Origin of the sequence: Collimonas silvisoli, from assembly GCF_018305005.1 — a bacterium.
Taxonomy (GTDB): domain Bacteria; phylum Pseudomonadota; class Gammaproteobacteria; order Burkholderiales; family Burkholderiaceae_D; genus Collimonas; species Collimonas silvisoli.
The window spans coordinates 43,099-61,244 of record NZ_JAGQEG010000002.1 but is presented as its reverse complement, the minus strand read 5'-3'; the positions used below and the strand labels follow the sequence as shown (position 1 = coordinate 61,244).

At 54.6% G+C, this 18,146-nt stretch carries 11 protein-coding genes, 1 tRNA gene and 1 pseudogene; 12 read left to right on the top strand and 1 reads right to left on the bottom strand.

Translation table 11 applies throughout. From position 1 onward, the window contains the following. Positions 1-67 precede the first annotated feature (67 nt). From KHU33_RS00840 to rpoC, 9 genes and pseudogenes are all read left to right on the top strand, one after another. Positions 68-143 (top strand) — tRNA-Trp (locus KHU33_RS00840). Between the two features lie 45 nt (positions 144-188). Beyond that, positions 189-572, top strand: a complete 384-nt coding sequence (gene secE, locus KHU33_RS00835) for a preprotein translocase subunit SecE (RefSeq protein WP_211460615.1) — start codon at positions 189-191, stop codon at positions 570-572. Beyond that, positions 572-1,171, top strand: a complete 600-nt coding sequence (gene nusG, locus KHU33_RS00830) for a transcription termination/antitermination protein NusG (protein ID WP_211460614.1) — start codon at positions 572-574, stop codon at positions 1,169-1,171. Before secE ends, nusG begins: the two co-directional genes overlap by 1 nt. 166 nt (positions 1,172-1,337) lie before the next feature. After that, entirely contained in the window at positions 1,338-1,769 is a 432-nt protein-coding gene (rplK, locus tag KHU33_RS00825; RefSeq protein WP_038484621.1) for a 50S ribosomal protein L11, read from the top strand. Then, positions 1,769-2,464 carry a 50S ribosomal protein L1 gene (gene rplA / locus KHU33_RS00820; RefSeq protein WP_092402176.1) on the top strand — a complete coding sequence of 232 codons (696 nt, stop codon included), beginning with the start codon at positions 1,769-1,771 and terminating at the stop codon, positions 2,462-2,464. Before rplK ends, rplA begins: the two co-directional genes overlap by 1 nt. A 337-nt stretch (positions 2,465-2,801) precedes the next feature. Further along, positions 2,802-3,305, top strand: a complete 504-nt coding sequence (gene rplJ, locus KHU33_RS00815; protein ID WP_211460613.1) for a 50S ribosomal protein L10 — start codon at positions 2,802-2,804, stop codon at positions 3,303-3,305. A gap of 78 nt (positions 3,306-3,383) precedes the next feature. Beyond that, positions 3,384-3,730 (top strand): annotated as a pseudogene (rplL, locus tag KHU33_RS00810) (50S ribosomal protein L7/L12). 311 nt (positions 3,731-4,041) lie between these two features. Then, positions 4,042-8,148 (top strand): DNA-directed RNA polymerase subunit beta, encoded by a 4,107-nt coding sequence (rpoB, locus tag KHU33_RS00805; RefSeq protein ID WP_211460612.1) that lies wholly within the window; start codon positions 4,042-4,044, stop codon positions 8,146-8,148. Positions 8,149-8,256: 108 nt separating this feature from the next. Beyond that, on the top strand, positions 8,257-12,492 hold the full coding sequence (rpoC, locus tag KHU33_RS00800; RefSeq protein WP_211460611.1) for a DNA-directed RNA polymerase subunit beta': 4,236 nt from the start codon (positions 8,257-8,259) through the stop codon (positions 12,490-12,492). A 133-nt stretch (positions 12,493-12,625) separates the two neighbouring features. Here the strand turns inward: rpoC and KHU33_RS00795 are convergent, their stop codons facing one another. Further along, positions 12,626-14,428 carry a phosphoethanolamine transferase gene (locus KHU33_RS00795; RefSeq protein ID WP_211460651.1) on the bottom strand — a complete coding sequence of 601 codons (1,803 nt, stop codon included), beginning with the start codon at positions 14,426-14,428 and terminating at the stop codon, positions 12,626-12,628. A gap of 412 nt (positions 14,429-14,840) precedes the next feature. Here KHU33_RS00795 and rpsL point away from each other — a divergent pair, with 412 nt between their 5' ends. From rpsL to fusA, 3 genes are all read left to right on the top strand, one after another. Then, entirely contained in the window at positions 14,841-15,224 is a 384-nt protein-coding gene (rpsL, locus tag KHU33_RS00790) for a 30S ribosomal protein S12 (RefSeq protein WP_014004389.1), read from the top strand. 137 nt (positions 15,225-15,361) lie between these two features. Beyond that, positions 15,362-15,832, top strand: a complete 471-nt coding sequence (gene rpsG, locus KHU33_RS00785; RefSeq protein ID WP_061538666.1) for a 30S ribosomal protein S7 — start codon at positions 15,362-15,364, stop codon at positions 15,830-15,832. A gap of 125 nt (positions 15,833-15,957) precedes the next feature. Further along, positions 15,958-18,063, top strand: coding sequence for an elongation factor G (gene fusA / locus KHU33_RS00780; RefSeq protein ID WP_211460610.1), 2,106 nt, complete (start codon positions 15,958-15,960; stop codon positions 18,061-18,063). The last annotated feature ends 83 nt before the right edge of the window (positions 18,064-18,146 follow it).

Genomic DNA, 18,146 nt, shown 5'->3' with positions numbered 1-18,146 from the left:
GCGTTGATGTCTGAATGGTATGCATTAAGTTAGCTAGCCAAGCCGTTCAGACAAGTGTTTTAAGCGTAGGGGTGTAGCTCAATTGGCAGAGCGCCGGTCTCCAAAACCGGAGGTTGGGGGTTCGATGCCCTCCGCCCCTGCCACCGATTCAGGTGTAGGGTACTGAAGTTACTGAAAGTAAGCCGCGTATGTCTAACCACCCTGTGCAAACTGTCGGCGAATCCGGCAGCAAGCTCAAAGTAATACTGGCAGTTTTGGCTGTCGTTGCCGGCGTTGTCGGCTTTTATTTTTTGTCGGGCCAGTCTGGTCTGGTGCGCGCTGGCGCTCTGGTTGCCGGGTTGGTGGTGGCAGTTGCCTGCGCCTGGACATCTACTCAAGGCCGTGAATTCCTTGGTTTCGCCAAAGAAGCAGTGCGTGAGACAAAAAAAGTTGTTTGGCCGACCCGCAAGGAAGCGATGCAGATCACTGCCATCGTTTTCGTATTTGTGCTGGTAATGGCGATTTTCCTGTGGGGCACCGATAAGCTCCTTGAGGTTTTGTTATACGACGTGATTTTGGGCTGGAAACAATAATGAGCGATAGCACACAAAACGATGCGCAAGCAACGCCGCCTGCTGTAACGCCTTCGGCGGCAGCGGGCAAAAAGCGCTGGTATGTGGTGCATGCTTATTCCGGTATGGAAAAGAGCGTGCAACGCGCGCTTACCGAGCGCATCGATCGCGCCGGAATGCAAGAGCAGTTCGGCCAGATCCTGGTGCCGACTGAAGAAGTGATTGAAGTCAAGAATGGCCAGAAAGCCGTTACCGAACGTCGTTTCTTCCCAGGGTATGTACTGGTTGAGATGGAAATGACCGACGAAACCTGGCATCTGGTAAAGAACACCAACAAGGTAACCGGTTTCATCGGCGGCAAGTCGAACAAGCCTACTCCGATTCCGCAGCATGAAGTCGACAAGATCATGCAACAGATGCAAGACGGCATCGAGAAGCCGCGGCCTAAGGTCTTGTATGAAGTTGGCGAGCTGGTGCGTATCAAGGAAGGTGCGTTCACTGATTTCAACGGCAATGTTGAAGAAGTGAACTACGAAAAATCGCGCGTGCGCGTGACGGTGACCATCTTCGGTCGTGCTACTCCGGTTGAACTGGAATTCGACAAGGTCGAGAAAGTCTGATTTGAGTCAGACCTCGATTTGCCGGAATACATAGCCATAGCAAGAAATTAAGCGCCGTTCGGAGCGTCATGAATTAAACCTCATGGAATCCGGAGCAGTAAGAGGAGCCCTATTAGATTGCAGCTTGATCGAAACGGCGCTACTACTCACACACATAGGAGCCATCATGGCAAAGAAAATCATTGGTTTTATCAAGCTGCAAGTTCCAGCTGGTAAAGCAAACCCATCCCCTCCAATTGGTCCAGCACTGGGTCAGCGCGGTCTGAACATCATGGAATTCTGTAAGGCATTTAATGCCCAGACCCAAGGTGTTGAGCCAGGTCTGCCAATTCCAGTCGTGATCACAGCGTTTGCCGACAAGTCTTTCACTTTCGTGATGAAGACTCCTCCGGCAACGATTCTGATCAAGAAAGCTGCTGGCATCACCAAGGGTTCGGCTAAGCCGCACACCGACAAAGTCGGTTCGATCACCCGTAAGCAAGCAGAAGAAATCGCTACCCTGAAGAAGCCCGATTTGACTGGTGCTGATCTGGAAGCCGGCGTACGTACTATCGCTGGTTCTGCTCGTTCGATGGGCATCACGGTGGAGGGTCTGTAATGGCTAAGTTAACTAAACGCGCAAAAGCGATCAAAGCTAAAGTTGATCGTACCAAGGTATATCCATTTGATAACGCTGTAGCGTTGATCAAGGAATGCGCAACTGCAAAATTCAATGAGTCGATCGACGTCTCCGTCCAATTGGGCGTTGACGCCAAGAAGTCGGATCAAGTGGTTCGTGGTTCCGTCGTGTTGCCAGCTGGCACCGGCAAGACCGTTCGCGTTGCGGTATTTGCTTCCGGCGAAAAAGCTGAACAAGCTAAAGCTGCCGGCGCTGACATCGTTGGCATGGAAGACCTGGCTGAGCAAATCAAAGCCGGCAACATGCCTTTCGACATCGTGATCGCATCGCCAGACACCATGCGTATCGTCGGTACCCTGGGCCAGATCCTGGGGCCACGCGGCCTGATGCCGAATCCGAAGGTCGGTACCGTGACTGCTGACGTTGCTACTGCCGTCAAGAACGCAAAAGCCGGTCAAGTGCAATACCGTACCGACAAAGCCGGTATCGTTCACGCAACTATCGGTCGCAAATCGTTTAGCGATGCAGAACTGAAGTCCAACTTGTTGGCACTGATCGACGCATTGAGCAAAGCCAAGCCAGCCACCAGCAAGGGTGTATACCTGCGCAAGATCTCCTTGTCGTCGACAATGGGTGCCGGCGTTCGTGTCGATCAAACGACATTGGCTGCGTAATACTGAATCAAGTCCTGACTGTGCATTGCGCAGCCAGGCGAATCTTTGGGCTGGACCTGTATTGGCGGTAATGATGCAGGTTCAGACAATCAAAGACCGTTGGGCGGCGTGTGGCAAGTGCTTATAAACTGCGACACAAAGTTAAACCGCGCAAGTAACCCAACGCAGATGGTGTACCCGAACAAGTTTTGTAGTCTCATCGCTGCGTGCTGATTCACTCTGAGTAATCATGCGCAAGTTCTGAACTCCTAACTTCGGACGCCGTGTTCGAACCGATGTGAGGTAAGCAGCCATTTGCGGTTGTGTAGTTTCCGAGCATCATTTTTGGAGGTTGATCTTGAGTCTCAATCTGAATGACAAAAAGGCCGTAGTCGCCGAAGTCTCTGCAAAAGTTGCAAATGCACAGACCATCGTCGTGGCCGAATATCGTGGCATCCAGGTTGGTCACTTGACCCAACTGCGCGCTAATGCGCGTACCCAGGGTGTGTACTTGCGTGTATTGAAAAATACATTGGCACGTCGCGCCGTTGAAGGTACCGCGTTTGCCGACCTCGCCTCGCAAATGACCGGCCCGTTGATCTATTCGATCTCCGAGGACGCCGTTGCTGCTGCAAAAGTCATCAACGACTTTGCAAAAACCAACGACAAACTGGTCGTCAAGGCAGGTAACTTCGCTGGTAAGTCGCTGGATAAGGCGGCTGTGCAAGCGTTGGCAAACATTCCAAGTCGCGAAGTTCTGCTGGCCCAAGTTGTGGGCATGATGCAGGCGCCGCTGGCTGGATTTGTGCGTGGTCTGGCTGCTCTGGCAGCGAAAAAAGAAGCCGAAAGCACTGCTGCTTAATTATTGAGCACGTACTCGGCGCTTTTTTAGCGTTAATACCAATCAGATGTATTTATTGTAAAAAATTAGGAGTTTCACATGGCACTTGACAAAGACGCAATCCTGGACGCAGTTGGCGCCCTGACCGTTTTGAAGAGAAGTTTGGCGTTTCCGCAGCTGCAGTTGCAGTTGCCGGCGGCGCAGGCGGCGGCGCAGCTGCTGCGGTTGAAGAGCAAACCGAGTTCACCGTTATGCTGAAGGGCATCGGCGCGAACAAGGTTGGCGTGATTAAGGCTGTCCGCGAAATCACCGGCCTGGGCTTGAAAGAAGCTAAGGATCTGGTTGACGGCGCACCGAAGGCAGTTAAAGAAGGCGTTTCGAAAGCCGACGCTGATGCAGCAGCCAAGAAATTGGTTGAGGCCGGCGCAGAAGCTGAAATCAAGTAATTTCAGCTTTTTAGAGCGCATTCATTGCGCTGGAGTCAAAGTGCAGAACTCTCGAAAAGGAGAGTTCGGCTTTGGCTCCTTTGTCGTTTTCGATTTTGTTTAACGCTTGTTGTTTTATTAAGCGTCCGTTGCCATCAAGCTCGAAGGGCTGAGACTTGAGGAATTGTTGGATAAGACAGCTTAGTCAAATCAGTTGAGTTAGTACAGAAGTTTTGTCTAACGACGCGAAGTAAAAAGTTTGACTTGAATCTGGCTGAAAGATCCGGCGAATCCTGAATTCTCTATCCTTCCTGTCACTCACGGAGTGTTCAATGCACTACTCATTTACTGAGAAGAAGCGTATTCGTAAATCTTTTGCGAAACGCGCTAACGTTCACCACGTTCCGTTCCTGCTGGCGACCCAGCTCGAGTCGTATCTTGGCTTTCTGCAACAAGACAAAGTACCGTCACAACGTAAGAACGAGGGCCTGCAGTCGGCTTTCACTTCTATTTTCCCTATCGTTTCGCACAATGGTTTTGCGCGTCTCGAATTCCTGTCCTACGTGCTCGGCGATCCGCCGTTTGACGTCAAGGAATGCCAACAGCGCGGATTGACGTTCGCGTCGCCATTGCGTGCCAAGGTACGTCTGGTGATTCTGGATAAAGAATCGCCGACCAAGCCGGTCGTCAAGGAAATGAAAGAGCAAGAAGTTTACATGGGCGAATTGCCGCTCATGACAACTACCGGCTCGTTCGTGATCAACGGCACCGAGCGCGTCATCGTATCGCAGCTGCATCGCTCGCCAGGCGTGTTCTTTGAACATGACCGCGGCAAGACGCACTCGTCCGGCAAATTGCTGTTCTCGGCCCGGATCATTCCTTACCGTGGTTCCTGGCTCGACTTCGAGTTCGATCCGAAAGACATCCTGTTCTTCCGCGTCGACCGTCGCCGCAAGATGCCTGTCACGATCCTGCTGAAAGCGATCGGCATGTCGGTCGAACAGATTCTGGCTAATTTCTTCGTCTTCGACAACTTCGCGTTGCGCAGCGAAGGCGCCGAAATGGAATTCGTCGCAGAACGCCTGCGCGGTGAAGTTGCGCGTTTCGACATCACCGACAAATCGGGCAAGGTACTGGTCGCGAAAGACAAGCGTATCAATTCCAAGCACGTGCGCGACGTTGACGCTGCCGGCATCAAGCACATCTCGGTACCGGAAGACTATCTGCTGGGCCGCGTCCTGGCGCGCAACATCGTTGACGGCGATACCGGCGAAGTAGTTGCCAACGCTAACGACGAGTTGACGGAAGAGTTGCTGGCCAAGCTGCGCGAAGCAGACGTGACCGATATCCAGACTCTGTACACCAACGATCTGGACCAGGGTAGTTACATCTCGCAAACGCTGCGCAGTGATGACACCAACGACCAGATGGCTGCCCGCGTAGCGATCTATCGCATGATGCGTCCTGGCGAACCGCCAACCGAAGATTCGGTCGAGGCGTTGTTCAACGGTCTGTTCTACAACGCTGATCGTTACGATCTGTCGGCTGTCGGCCGCATGAAGTTCAATCGCCGCATCGGCCGCGACGAACTGACTGGCGCCATGACGCTGTCGAACGAAGACGTGCTGGCAGTGATCAAGATCCTGGTTGAATTGCGTAACGGCCGCGGCGAAGTGGACGATATCGATCACTTGGGTAACCGTCGTGTGCGTTGCGTCGGCGAACTCGCCGAGAATCAGTTCCGCGCCGGTCTGGTGCGGGTTGAGCGCGCAGTCAAGGAACGTCTCGGCCAAGCCGAAGCGGATAACCTGATGCCGCATGACCTGATCAATTCCAAGCCGATTTCGGCTGCTATCCGTGAATTCTTCGGTTCGTCGCAGTTGTCGCAGTTTATGGACCAGACCAACCCGCTGTCGGAAATCACCCACAAGCGCCGTGTATCGGCACTTGGACCGGGCGGTTTGACCCGTGAGCGCGCTGGCTTTGAAGTCCGCGACGTGCATCCGACCCACTACGGCCGCGTGTGCCCGATCGAAACCCCGGAAGGTCCGAACATTGGTCTGATCAACTCGCTGGCTTTGTATGCTCGCCTGAACGAATACGGTTTCCTCGAAACCCCTTATCGTAAAGTTGAAGACAGCAAGGTCACCGACCAGATCGATTATCTGTCGGCGATTGAAGAAGGCCGTTACATCATCGCTCAGGCGAATGCGACGATCGACAAATCCGGCAAGCTGTCCGATGAACTGGTGTCGGCGCGTGAAGCCGGCGAAACCATCCTGGTATCGCCAGAGCGCGTGCAGTACATGGACGTGGCGCCAGGCCAGGTGGTTTCGGTTGCGGCATCGCTGATCCCGTTCCTCGAACACGATGATGCGAACCGTGCGTTGATGGGCGCCAACATGCAACGCCAGGCAGTTCCTTGCTTGCGTCCGGAAAAGGCATTGGTCGGTACCGGTATCGAACGTACCGTGGCAGTTGACTCCGGCACCACCGTGCAGGCACTGCGTGGCGGTATCGTTGATTACGTCGATGCAGGCCGTGTCGTGATTCGTGTGAATGACGAAGAAGCGACTGCAGGCGAAGTCGGTGTCGATATCTACAACCTGATCAAGTACACACGTTCCAACCAGAACACCAACATCAACCAGCGGCCAATCGTGCAAGTTGGTGACCGCGTCGCCAAGCATGACGTGATCGCCGATGGCGCATCGACCGATCTGGGCGAACTGGCTCTGGGTCAGAACATGCTGGTGGCGTTTATGCCATGGAACGGCTACAACTTCGAAGATTCGATTTTGATCTCGGAAAAAGTTGTTGCTGACGATCGCTACACCTCGATCCATATCGAAGAGTTGTCGGTGGTTGCTCGCGACACCAAGCTGGGCGCTGAAGAAATCACCCGCGACATCTCCAATCTGGCCGAAAACCAGTTGGCGCGTCTGGATGAATCCGGCATCGTCTACATCGGTGCTGAAGTCGAAGCCGGCGATACGCTGGTCGGTAAAGTGACACCGAAGGGTGAAACCCAGCTGACGCCAGAAGAAAAGCTGCTGCGCGCGATCTTCGGTGAAAAAGCATCGGACGTAAAAGATACATCGCTGCGCGTGCCTTCGGGCATGGTCGGTACCGTGATCGACGTGCAAGTGTTTACCCGCGAAGGCATCCAACGCGACAAACGTGCACAACAGATCATCGACGACGAACTGCAACGCTATCGTCTGGACCTGAATGACCAGTTGCGGATTGTTGAAGGAGATGCCTTCGAACGTCTGGAACGTATGTTGATCGGCAAGGTTGTCAACGGCGGTCCGAAGAAACTGGCCAAGGGCACCAAGCTGACCAAGGAATACCTGGCAGACCTGGATAAATACCACTGGTTCGACATCCGCCCGGCGGACGACGATGCAGCGGTAGCGCTGGAAGCGATCAAGGAATCGATCGCCGAAAAGCGTCATCAGTTCGATCTGGCATTTGAAGAAAAGCGCAAGAAGCTGACCCAAGGCGATGAGCTGCAGCCTGGCGTACAAAAAATGGTCAAGGTTTACCTGGCTGTTAAGCGCCGTCTGCAACCAGGCGACAAGATGGCCGGCCGTCACGGTAACAAGGGTGTGGTTTCGCGCATCCTGCCGATCGAAGACATGCCGCACATGGCCGACGGTACACCGGCAGACATCGTGCTGAACCCGTTGGGCGTGCCATCGCGGATGAACATCGGTCAGGTTCTGGAAGTGCATCTGGGCTGGGCTGCCAAGGGTCTGGGGCTGCGTATCGGCGAAATGCTGAAGGCGCAAACCAAGATTGCCGAGCTGCGCAAGTTCCTGACCACGATCTATAACGAGTCGGGTAAATCGGAAGATCTGGACAACCTGTCGGACGACGAGATCCTGCATCTGGCCAGCAACCTGAAGGCCGGCGTGCCATTCGCAACGCCAGTGTTCGACGGTGCGCACGAAGAAGAAATTCGCCGCATGCTGGACCTGGCTTATCCAGACGCCATCGCCAAGCAACTGGGCATGACGCCATCGAAGAATCAGGTCACGATGTATGACGGCCGCACCGGCGAAGCTTTCGAGCGCAGTGTCACCGTCGGCTACATGCATTACCTGAAGCTGCACCATCTGGTCGATGACAAGATGCATGCACGTTCTACCGGTCCATACTCGCTGGTTACCCAGCAGCCGCTGGGTGGTAAAGCGCAGTTCGGCGGTCAGCGTTTCGGTGAGATGGAAGTTTGGGCATTGGAAGCTTACGGTGCATCGTACGTGCTGCAGGAAATGCTGACAGTGAAGTCGGATGACGTGAACGGTCGTACCAAAGTGTATGAAAACCTGGTCAAGGGTGACCATGTGATCGACGCTGGCATGCCGGAATCTTTCAATGTGTTGTTGAAAGAAATCCGCTCGCTTGGTATCGACATGGACCTCGACCGCGAATAATCCTTCGGCCTGATTGCAGCAAGACAGAGTAGTAGGGTGGGCATAGCAGCCTGCCCTACGCAGCAACAGTAAAGAATTTTAGTTTCTTCACGCCAACTGGAGTGATACATGAAAGCACTGCTCGATTTATTCAAGCAAGTTCAGCAAAATGAACAGTTCGACTCGATCAAGATTGGTCTGGCGTCGCCCGAAAAAATCCGTTCATGGTCTTATGGCGAAGTAAAAAAGCCTGAAACCATCAACTATCGTACCTTCAAGCCAGAGCGCGACGGTCTGTTTTGCGCCAAGATTTTTGGCCCGATCAAAGACTACGAATGCCTCTGCGGCAAGTACAAGCGTCTGAAGCACCGTGGCGTCATCTGCGAAAAGTGCGGCGTTGAAGTCACGCTGGCCAAAGTGCGCCGTGAGCGCATGGGCCATATCGAACTGGCTTCGCCTACTGCGCATATCTGGTTCCTGAAATCGCTGCCGTCGCGTCTGGGCATGGTCCTCGACATGACCCTGCGGGATATCGAACGCGTATTGTATTTTGAAGCCTATGTCATTACCGATCCAGGCATGACGCCGCTGAAGCGTTGCCAGATCATGTCGGAAGACGATTACGCGGCCAAGTACGAAGAGTACGGCGACGATTTCACCGCATTCATGGGCGCCGAAGGCATCCGTGAGTTGCTGCGCGCGATCGATATCGATCGTGATGCGGAAACCCTGCGTCAGGAATTGAAAGAGTCGAAATCCGAAGCCAAGATCAAGAAATACGCCAAGCGCTTGAAAGTGCTGGAAGCGTTCCAACGTTCGGGCATCAAGCCGGACTGGATGATCATGGAAGTGCTGCCAGTGCTGCCGCCTGAGTTGCGTCCGCTGGTGCCGCTGGACGGCGGCCGTTTCGCGACCTCCGACCTGAACGATCTGTATCGCCGCGTCATCAACCGTAACAACCGTCTGAAGCGCCTGATGGAATTGCGCGCTCCGGAAATCATCACCCGCAACGAAAAGCGGATGTTGCAAGAAGCGGTTGACTCGCTGCTGGACAACGGCCGTCGCGGCAAGGCAATGACTGGCGCCAACAAGCGTCCGCTGAAATCCCTGGCAGAAATGATCAAGGGTAAGGGCGGCCGTTTCCGTCAGAACTTGCTGGGTAAGCGCGTCGACTATTCCGGCCGTTCGGTGATCGTGGTGGGTCCGCAGCTGAAACTGCATCAATGCGGCTTGCCGAAATTGATGGCGCTGGAACTGTTCAAGCCGTTCATTTTCCACAAGCTGGAAGTGATGGGCATCGCCAGCACCATCAAGGCAGCCAAGAAGGAAGTTGAAAATCAGACCTCCGTGGTATGGGACATCCTGGAAGACGTGATCCGCGAACATCCGGTCATGTTGAACCGTGCGCCTACCTTGCACCGTCTGGGTATCCAGGCGTTTGAACCGGTCCTGATCGAAGGCAAGGCAATCCAATTGCACCCGCTGGTCTGCGCCGCATTCAACGCCGACTTTGACGGCGACCAAATGGCGGTCCACGTACCACTGTCGATCGAAGCACAGATGGAAGCGCGCACTTTGATGCTGGCTTCCAACAACATCCTGTTCCCATCGAACGGCGAACCGTCGATCGTACCGTCGCAGGATATCGTGCTGGGTCTGTACTACGCCACCCGTGAGCAAATCAACGGCAAGGGCGAAGGCATGATGTTCCCTGACGTGTCGGAAGCCATCCGTGCTTACGACAACAAGGAAGTCGAGCTGACTACCCGCGTTACCGTGCGTATTACCGAGTATCCGAAGGATCCGGTCACAGGTGAATTCGTCAAGACCATCAAGCGTTACGAAACCACTGTCGGCCGTGCGATCCTGTCGGAAATCCTGCCTAAGGGTCTGCCGTTCACCGTGCTCAACCGCGCGTTGAAGAAGAAGGAAATCTCGAAGCTAATCAACACGGCATTCCGTAAGTGCGGCCTGCGCGCTACGGTGGTGTTTGCCGATCAGCTGATGCAGTCCGGTTTCCGCCTGGCGACTCGTGCCGGTATCTCGATCTGTGTGGACGACATGCTGGTACCGCCGCAAAAGGCAACCATCATCGCTACTGCAGAACAAGAAGTTAAGCAGATCGAACAGCAATACTCGTCCGGTCTGGTGACTGCCGGCGAACGCTACAACAAGGTTGTGGACATCTGGGGCAAGGCCGGCGACGACGTCGGCAAGGCCATGATGGAACAGCTCAAGGTAGAAGACGTGGTGCGCCGCGACGGCAGCAAGGGTACGCAAGAATCGTTCAACGCCATTTACATGATGGCCGACTCCGGTGCGCGCGGTTCCGCAGCACAGATTCGTCAGCTGGCCGGTATGCGTGGCCTGATGGCGAAACCGGATGGTTCGATTATCGAAACGCCGATCACCGCGAACTTCCGCGAAGGTCTGAACGTTTTGCAGTACTTTATTTCGACCCACGGTGCGCGTAAAGGTCTGGCCGATACCGCGCTGAAGACTGCGAACTCGGGTTACCTGACACGTCGTCTGGTTGACGTGACCCAGGATCTGGTGGTGATCGAGGACGATTGCGGCACTTCCAACGGCGCCTCGATGAAGGCGATGGTTGAAGGCGGTGAAGTTATCGAAGCGCTGCGCGACCGTATCCTCGGCCGTGTTGCTGCCAACGACATCGTCAATCCGGAAACCCAAGGCACTCTGTACGAAGCCGGTACGTTGCTGGACGAAGATGCAGTTGAAGAAATCGAACGCCTGGGCATCGACGAAGTCAAGGTCCGCACGCCGCTGACTTGCGACACACGCTACGGCCTGTGCGCACAATGTTACGGTCGCGACCTGGGCCGCGGCACGCTGGTCAACAACGGTGAAGCAGTCGGTGTGGTTGCTGCGCAGTCGATCGGTGAGCCAGGTACCCAGCTGACCATGCGTACCTTCCACATCGGTGGTGCGGCATCGCGTTCGGCAGTGGCATCCAGTGTTGAAGCCAAGTCCAACGGTACGGTCCGCTTCACGGCGACCATGCGTTACGTGACCAACGGCAAGGGCGAGCTGATCGTGATTTCCCGTTCCGGCGAAGTCCTGATCACCGACGACCACGGCCGTGAGCGTGAGCGTCATAAAGTACCTTACGGTGCAACCCTGATCGTCAAGGATGGCTTGAGCATCAAGGCCGGTACCGCATTGGCGACATGGGATCCGTTGACCCGTCCGATCATTACCGAGTACACCGGTACTGTGCGTTTCGAGAACGTCGAAGAAGGTTCGACCGTTGCCCGTCAGATCGATGAAGTTACCGGTCTGTCGACATTGGTGGTTATCGATGCGAAGCGTCGCGGTTCGGTCACCAAGACTGTTCGTCCACAAGTTAAGCTGTTGAACGAACAAGGCGAAGAAGTCAAGATCGCCGGTACCGAACACGCAGTGACGATCGGCTTCCAGGTTGGCGCGCTGATTACCGTGAAAGACGGTCAGCAAGTGCACGTTGGTGAAGTGCTGGCGCGTATCCCGACTGAATCGCAAAAGACGCGCGATATTACCGGTGGTCTGCCACGCGTTGCCGAGCTGTTCGAAGCGCGTTCGCCGAAAGATGCCGGCATGCTGGCTGAAGTCACAGGTACTGTGGCTTTCGGTAAGGAAACCAAGGGTAAGCAGCGTCTGGAAATCACAGACATGGACGGCAACAAGCACGAGTTCCTGATTACCAAGGACAAGCAAGTGCTGGTACATGACGGCCAGGTTGTGAACAAGGGTGAAATGATTGTCGACGGCCCAGCCGATCCGCAAGACATCCTGCGCCTGTTGGGTATCGAAGCGCTGGCGCGTTACATCGTCGACGAAGTGCAGGACGTGTATCGCTTGCAAGGCGTGAAGATCAACGACAAGCACATCGAAGTCATCGTGCGTCAGATGTTGCGCCGCGTGCAGATCGTTGATGCGGGAGATGCTTCCTACATCACCGGTGAGCAGGTTGAGCGTTCGGAACTGCTGGACGAAAACGATCGCGTGATTGCAGCGGGCAAGATTCCTGCAACTTACGAAAACGTTTTGCTGGGTATCACCAAGGCATCGTTGTCGACCGATTCGTTCATCTCGGCCGCATCGTTCCAGGAAACCACCCGGGTGTTGACCGAAGCCGCGATCATGGGCAAGAAAGACACTCTGCGCGGTCTGAAGGAAAACGTCATCGTCGGCCGTCTGATTCCAGCCGGTACCGGTCTCGCGTTCCATCGTGCACGCAAGGAAAAAGACAGCTGGGAAGCGGAAGAGCGCACAGCACTGTTGCAATCCGAGCAGGCAGCGCGTCTCGCAGCTGCGGAAGCACGCGCAGCTGAAGAGCTGGGTGCACAGGGCGGCGAAGCTTAATCCGCTAATCCGGATCAGCAGTGCAAAACGGCAGTGGATGAAAATCCGCTGCCGTTTTTTTATGTCTTGAAGATTAGCCCTGATTCTGGCTGGCGGCGCCTGGCTGGCTTCTTAGTAGCTTATTAATGCCTTATCAATCGCGCTGCTGGCGCATAGGCTTGCCGTTGTCGATCACCTCCCTGCAGTCGCCTTTGAAGGTGGAGTTGTCGTAATCTGTCCAGCCGTAGCTGTCGACATAACGCTTGTGCGGGCGCAGCTTGCTGCTCAGAAAACTCCATTCCAGGTGTTCATCCGGATAGCGTATATCGGCCAGGTCCAGCAGCGAATGGAACACGTTCTCGGTGGTCATCCTGGCGCGTTTGTGGCGTTGCAGCTGCTCCACTTTGTCCGGATAGGCTTGCCGGTACAAATCGGAATACCACATCAAGGCCGGGATATGGAATTCAAACTGAGTGTTGTGGCCATGAAAGGCGACCTTGCAACTGCCGTCGTACAGCGTTTGGCCGTGATCGGAGAAATACATCATTGCGGTCAATTGCCTGGAGTCCCTGAGTCTGTCTATGACCTGGGCCAGGAACCAGTCTACATAGCGGATCGAATTGTCGTAGCTGTTGCTCAGCGCTTGCTTGTTTGCCAGGTTGGTGTAGGCCGGGTGCTCAATGCCGAACAGCGACGGCTGCCATTTATCGAACGGCTGGGGGTAGCGATGGCTATAGTTCCAGTGATTGCCGAGGGTGTGCAGCACGATCAGCTTCCTGGGCGCCGGATCCTGCATCGCCTTTTGCAATTGCGGCAATAGGATGGCGTCCAGATTGGAAGTATCAGTGAAGCCGCCCAGATTGAGGAATTGCACCACATCGGCTTCGTTGGCGAATACCGAGACCGGGGTATCGAACTTGCCATATGACATCTGGTTCGAAATCCAGTAAGTCTTGAAGCCTGCCTCCTTGTAGCCGGTAATAAAGGATTTCTCGGAGAAGCCGGCTTTCAGGCTGTCGGTGGCCGGCTTGCGCGACACCATGACGGGAACCGACAGGCGGGTAGCCGATACCGGCGTGACGATATCGGAAAAGCTGACAAGATTTGTCTCTTTGCCAAGCAAGGGATTGGTCTCGCGCTGATAGCCATTCAGGCTCCAGCGATCATAGCGGGAGGACTCGCCGATCACCATCACCACGATTTGCGGCGTGTTTTGCTGACTGGCCTGATGGGCGCCGAAGTGGAACTGGCTGTTCTTGTGCTCCAGATCGTCCAGGTATTCCCGCTCTTTCCAGAAATCGTAGCCGCGCACCGCCAGTCCGAATGGCCAAGTGCGGCTGACCGGTTCCGCTTCCAGCGGCGTTGCCGCCCATTTGGGCAGCTTGCCGAGATGCATGCCCGGCGTTTCCAGAGCGGGCAGGGAGCCCGCCTTGCTGCTTGCGACAGCTGTCGGAGCTGCTTGAATGCCGATTTCCTGTCCATATAGCCAAACGCATAAGCCAACAGCGAGCACTAACCAACCACACCATCGAGACGGCCCCTCCAGATCCAGGTCGCGGGTGCGGCTGGCCGCCAGCCAACTGAGCGCCCACCACAGCACGACTAGCGCAAGAATCAATGCCAGCCACCAGACTTTGTCTCCCAGAAATTCCATCGCTTCGCCCGGACTGGTTTCTGCGATGATGCCAAGGTGATGGGTGGAAATCCCCTGACCGTAAAACTTGCGCAGATAGAGCTCGGTCGGCAAGGCAAGAAAGGCGGGGATCAGCAGCCAGTGAAACCAGGCGGGGCGCTTAAAGATGGACCAGATTACCAGCCAGAGCACAACTTCGGTGACGATGATGCGGAGCGGATGATCTATCGCCTGGCCGAACAGCAGGGGCACGAAGGGGACCAGAGAGAGGGCTAGATAGGTGACCAGCACGAACAGGTTGTTGCGGCGAAACAAGGCGGGCATCATCGTGGAGAAAAATAGTCGAATCTCATTATCCCGCAAAGCCGCCACGGGTAACTGCGCGGTACGAGATAAACACGCACATTGGCAGTAGCTTATTGTGCTGGTGGAAAGACAAGCAAGCCGCCAACCGGCCGGAAGTGTTGCAATCTGTTGCGTTTACGGGGCGGGCATTTAAGACTGCGGTTGACCGCGGGGCATCATAGGGATATACTCGCGGGTTCTCGATTGTAGGCTCTATGGGCCGAACGTTCTTTGGTCTGCTTCCGCTTTCTATGGCGCGTTTCTCCTCTACTGCTGAATCGAATTGTGCGCGAATTGTATGATTTTTTCTAGCGCAAGTATCTGTCCAATCCCGGACAACCGATTTCGGGATTGTTGTTATTAACGTCGTAATTTTGTTGGATATATAACGATGCCAACCATCAATCAATTGATTCGCCAGCCGCGCGTTTCTGCGGTCGTAAAGAGCAAATCACCAGCGCTGGAAAACAGCCCGCAAAAACGCGGCGTTTGCACCCGCGTTTATACGACAACTCCAAAGAAGCCAAACTCGGCTCTGCGTAAAGTTGCCAAAGTTCGCCTGACCAACGGTTTCGAAGTCATTTCGTACATCGGCGGTGAAGGCCATAACCTGCAAGAACATAGTGTCGTGCTGTTGCGCGGCGGCCGTGTAAAAGACTTGCCGGGTGTGCGTTACCACATGGTTCGCGGTGCACTGGATACCCAGGGCGTCAAGGATCGTAAGCAAGCACGTTCGAAGTACGGTGCAAAGCGTGCTAAGGCTGCAAAGAAATAATAGTTTTCGTAAGGCGCAAGCCAAGCGATAAGTGTCGGTCCCCAATGGGCCGAGTAAGTGGGTGGCTATGATGGCTGTCCGCGAGTATGCAGAAACAAAAGGTCTGCGTGCTCAACTGAAGATTGAAAGGAATCGAAATGCCACGTCGTCGTGAAGTTCCCAAGCGGGAGATTCTGCCGGATCCAAAATTCGGTAATGTTGATGTTGCGAAGTTCGTCAACGTCCTGATGTTGTCCGGTAAGAAATCGGTCGCAGAAAACATCATTTACGGTGCCTTCGAGCACATTCAAACCAAGTCCGGCAAAGATCCGCTGGAAGTGTTCGCACTTGCTATCGGCAACTGCAAGCCATTGGTTGAAGTTAAGTCGCGTCGCGTTGGTGGTGCAAACTACCAGGTGCCGGTTGAAGTTCGTCCTGTCCGTCGTATGGCGTTGTCGATGCGCTGGTTGCGTGAAGCAGCTAACAAGCGCAGCGAAAAATCGATGCCGCAACGTCTCGGTGGCGAATTGCTGGAAGCCGCAGAAGGCCGCGGCGGCGCAATGAAAAAGCGTGACGAAGTTCACCGTATGGCAGAAGCGAACAAGGCGTTCTCGCACTTCCGCTTCTAATAGACTGGGCAGTCGCCTCCCTGAATCGAGACGTCTGTCCGCATCTGAAATTTGTTCGAGCCGAGCGCATATTTTTATAAAAAATGGCGCTCGGTTTCGTGCATTAAAAGACTTAGGAATAAATCATGGCTCGCAAGACCCCCATTGAGCGCTATCGCAACATCGGTATCTCCGCTCACATCGATGCAGGTAAAACCACGACTACCGAACGCGTTCTGTTTTACACCGGCGTGAATCATAAAATCGGTGAAGTGCATGATGGCGCCGCCACCATGGACTGGATGGAGCAGGAGCAAGAGCGCGGTATTACCATTACTTCCGCTGCAACCACCTGTTTCTGGAAGGGTATGGCGGGTAACTTCCCTGAGCACCATATCAACATCATCGACACCCCGGGCCACGTTGACTTCACGATTGAAGTCGAGCGCTCGATGCGTGTTCTGGATGGCGCCTGCATGGTTTACTGTGCAGTCGGCGGCGTGCAGCCGCAATCGGAAACAGTATGGCGTCAAGCCAACAAGTACAAGGTTCCACGTCTGGCGTTCGTCAACAAGATGGACCGTACCGGCGCGAATTTCTTCAAGGTTTTCGAGCAGATGCGTGCTCGCCTGAAAGCGAACCCTGTCCCTATGCAAGTGCCTATCGGCGCCGAAGACAAGTTCGAAGGCGTGATCGATCTGGTCAAGATGAAGGCGATCTACTGGGACGACGCTACCCAAGGCATGAAGTTCGACTACCGTGATATTCCTGCTGAGTTGGCTGCCGATGCTGCCAAGTGGCGCGAAAACATGGTTGAAGCCGCTGCTGAAGCATCGGAAGAACTGATGAACAAGTATCTGGAAGAGGGCGATCTGACCGAAGCCGAAATCAAGGCTGCGATCCGTCAACGTACCCTGGCCAGCGAAATCGTGCCAATGATGTGCGGCACCGCGTTCAAGAACAAGGGCGTGCAAGCCATGCTGGACGGCGTGATCGAATACCTGCCGTCGCCATCGGATATTCCTCCGGTGCCAGGCCTGGATGAAGACGACGAACCTATCGTGCGTAAAGCAGAAGACAGCGAGAAGTTCTCGGCGTTGGCGTTCAAGATCGCAACCGATCCGTTCGTTGGTCAATTGTGCTTCGTGCGTTGCTACTCCGGTACCTTGAACTCGGGCGATACCGTTCTGAATTCGGTCAAGAGCAAGAAAGAGCGTATCGGCCGTATCGTGCAGATGCATGCTAACCAGCGCGAAGAAATCAAAGAAGTTCTGGCCGGCGACATCGCCGCTGTGGTTGGTTTGAAAGACACGACAACCGGCGATACTTTGTGTGATCCAGCCGCATTCGTGATTCTGGAACGCATGGTATTCCCTGAGCCGGTGATTTCGCAGGCAGTTGAGCCTAAGACCAAGGCTGACCAGGAAAAAATGGGCTTGGCCTTGAACCGCCTGGCTGCGGAAGATCCTTCTTTCCGCGTGCGTACTGACGAAGAATCGGGGCAAACCATCATCGCCGGTATGGGTGAACTGCATCTGGATATTATCGTCGATCGTATGAAGCGTGAATTCAACGTTGAAGCGACCGTCGGTAAGCCACAAGTTGCATATCGCGAAACCATCCGCAAGACTTGCGAAGAAATTGAAGGCAAGTTCGTCAAGCAATCCGGTGGTCGTGGTCAATACGGTCACGTGGTGCTGAAGATCGAACCGCAAGAACCAGGCAAAGGCTTTGAGTTCGTTGACGCGATCAAGGGCGGTACCGTGCCACGCGAATACATTCCTGCAGTTGAAAAGGGTGTGCGCGAAACATTGAACACCGGTGTCCTGGCCGGCTACCCAGTGGTAGACGTCAAGGTAACCCTGTTCTTCGGTTCCTACCATGATGTCGACTCGAACGAAAATGCGTTCCGCATGGCCGCTTCGATGGCGTTTAAAGACGGCTGCCGTAAAGCCAGCCCGGTTATTCTGGAGCCAATGATGGCGGTTGAAGTCGAAACTCCAGAAGACTACGCCGGTACCGTGATGGGCGATCTGTCGTCGCGTCGCGGCATGGTGCAAGGCATGGATGAAATCGCCGGCGGTGGCGGCAAGATCATCAAGGCCGAAGTGCCTCTGTCGGAAATGTTCGGTTACTCGACTTCGCTGCGTTCGGCTACTCAAGGCCGTGCAACTTACTCGATGGAATTCAAGCATTACTCCGAGGCGCCGAAGAACGTTATTGATGCAATCGTAACGTCCAAGGCCAAGTAATCAGGTAAGTAACCTTTGCCCGCCACGAGCGGGCAAAGGTTGAAATGTTTCACTCATTGTTTAACGACATCGTTCTTTTTGAA

What these genes read in the sequence shown, in the direction of transcription:
- rpoC (WP_211460611.1), top strand. Translation starts at nt 8,257, where the DNA reads ATGAAAGCACTGCTCGATTTATTCAAGCAAGTTCAGCAAAATGAACAG.
- rplK (WP_038484621.1), top strand. Translation starts at nt 1,338, where the DNA reads ATGGCAAAGAAAATCATTGGTTTTATCAAGCTGCAAGTTCCAGCTGGT.
- rpoB (WP_211460612.1), top strand. Translation starts at nt 4,042, where the DNA reads ATGCACTACTCATTTACTGAGAAGAAGCGTATTCGTAAATCTTTTGCG.
- rplA (WP_092402176.1), top strand. Translation starts at nt 1,769, where the DNA reads ATGGCTAAGTTAACTAAACGCGCAAAAGCGATCAAAGCTAAAGTTGAT.
- secE (WP_211460615.1), top strand. Translation starts at nt 189, where the DNA reads ATGTCTAACCACCCTGTGCAAACTGTCGGCGAATCCGGCAGCAAGCTC.
- nusG (WP_211460614.1), top strand. Translation starts at nt 572, where the DNA reads ATGAGCGATAGCACACAAAACGATGCGCAAGCAACGCCGCCTGCTGTA.
- fusA (WP_211460610.1), top strand. Translation starts at nt 15,958, where the DNA reads ATGGCTCGCAAGACCCCCATTGAGCGCTATCGCAACATCGGTATCTCC.
- rpsL (WP_014004389.1), top strand. Translation starts at nt 14,841, where the DNA reads ATGCCAACCATCAATCAATTGATTCGCCAGCCGCGCGTTTCTGCGGTC.
- KHU33_RS00795 (WP_211460651.1), bottom strand. Translation starts at nt 14,428, where the DNA reads ATGCCCGCCTTGTTTCGCCGCAACAACCTGTTCGTGCTGGTCACCTAT.
- rpsG (WP_061538666.1), top strand. Translation starts at nt 15,362, where the DNA reads ATGCCACGTCGTCGTGAAGTTCCCAAGCGGGAGATTCTGCCGGATCCA.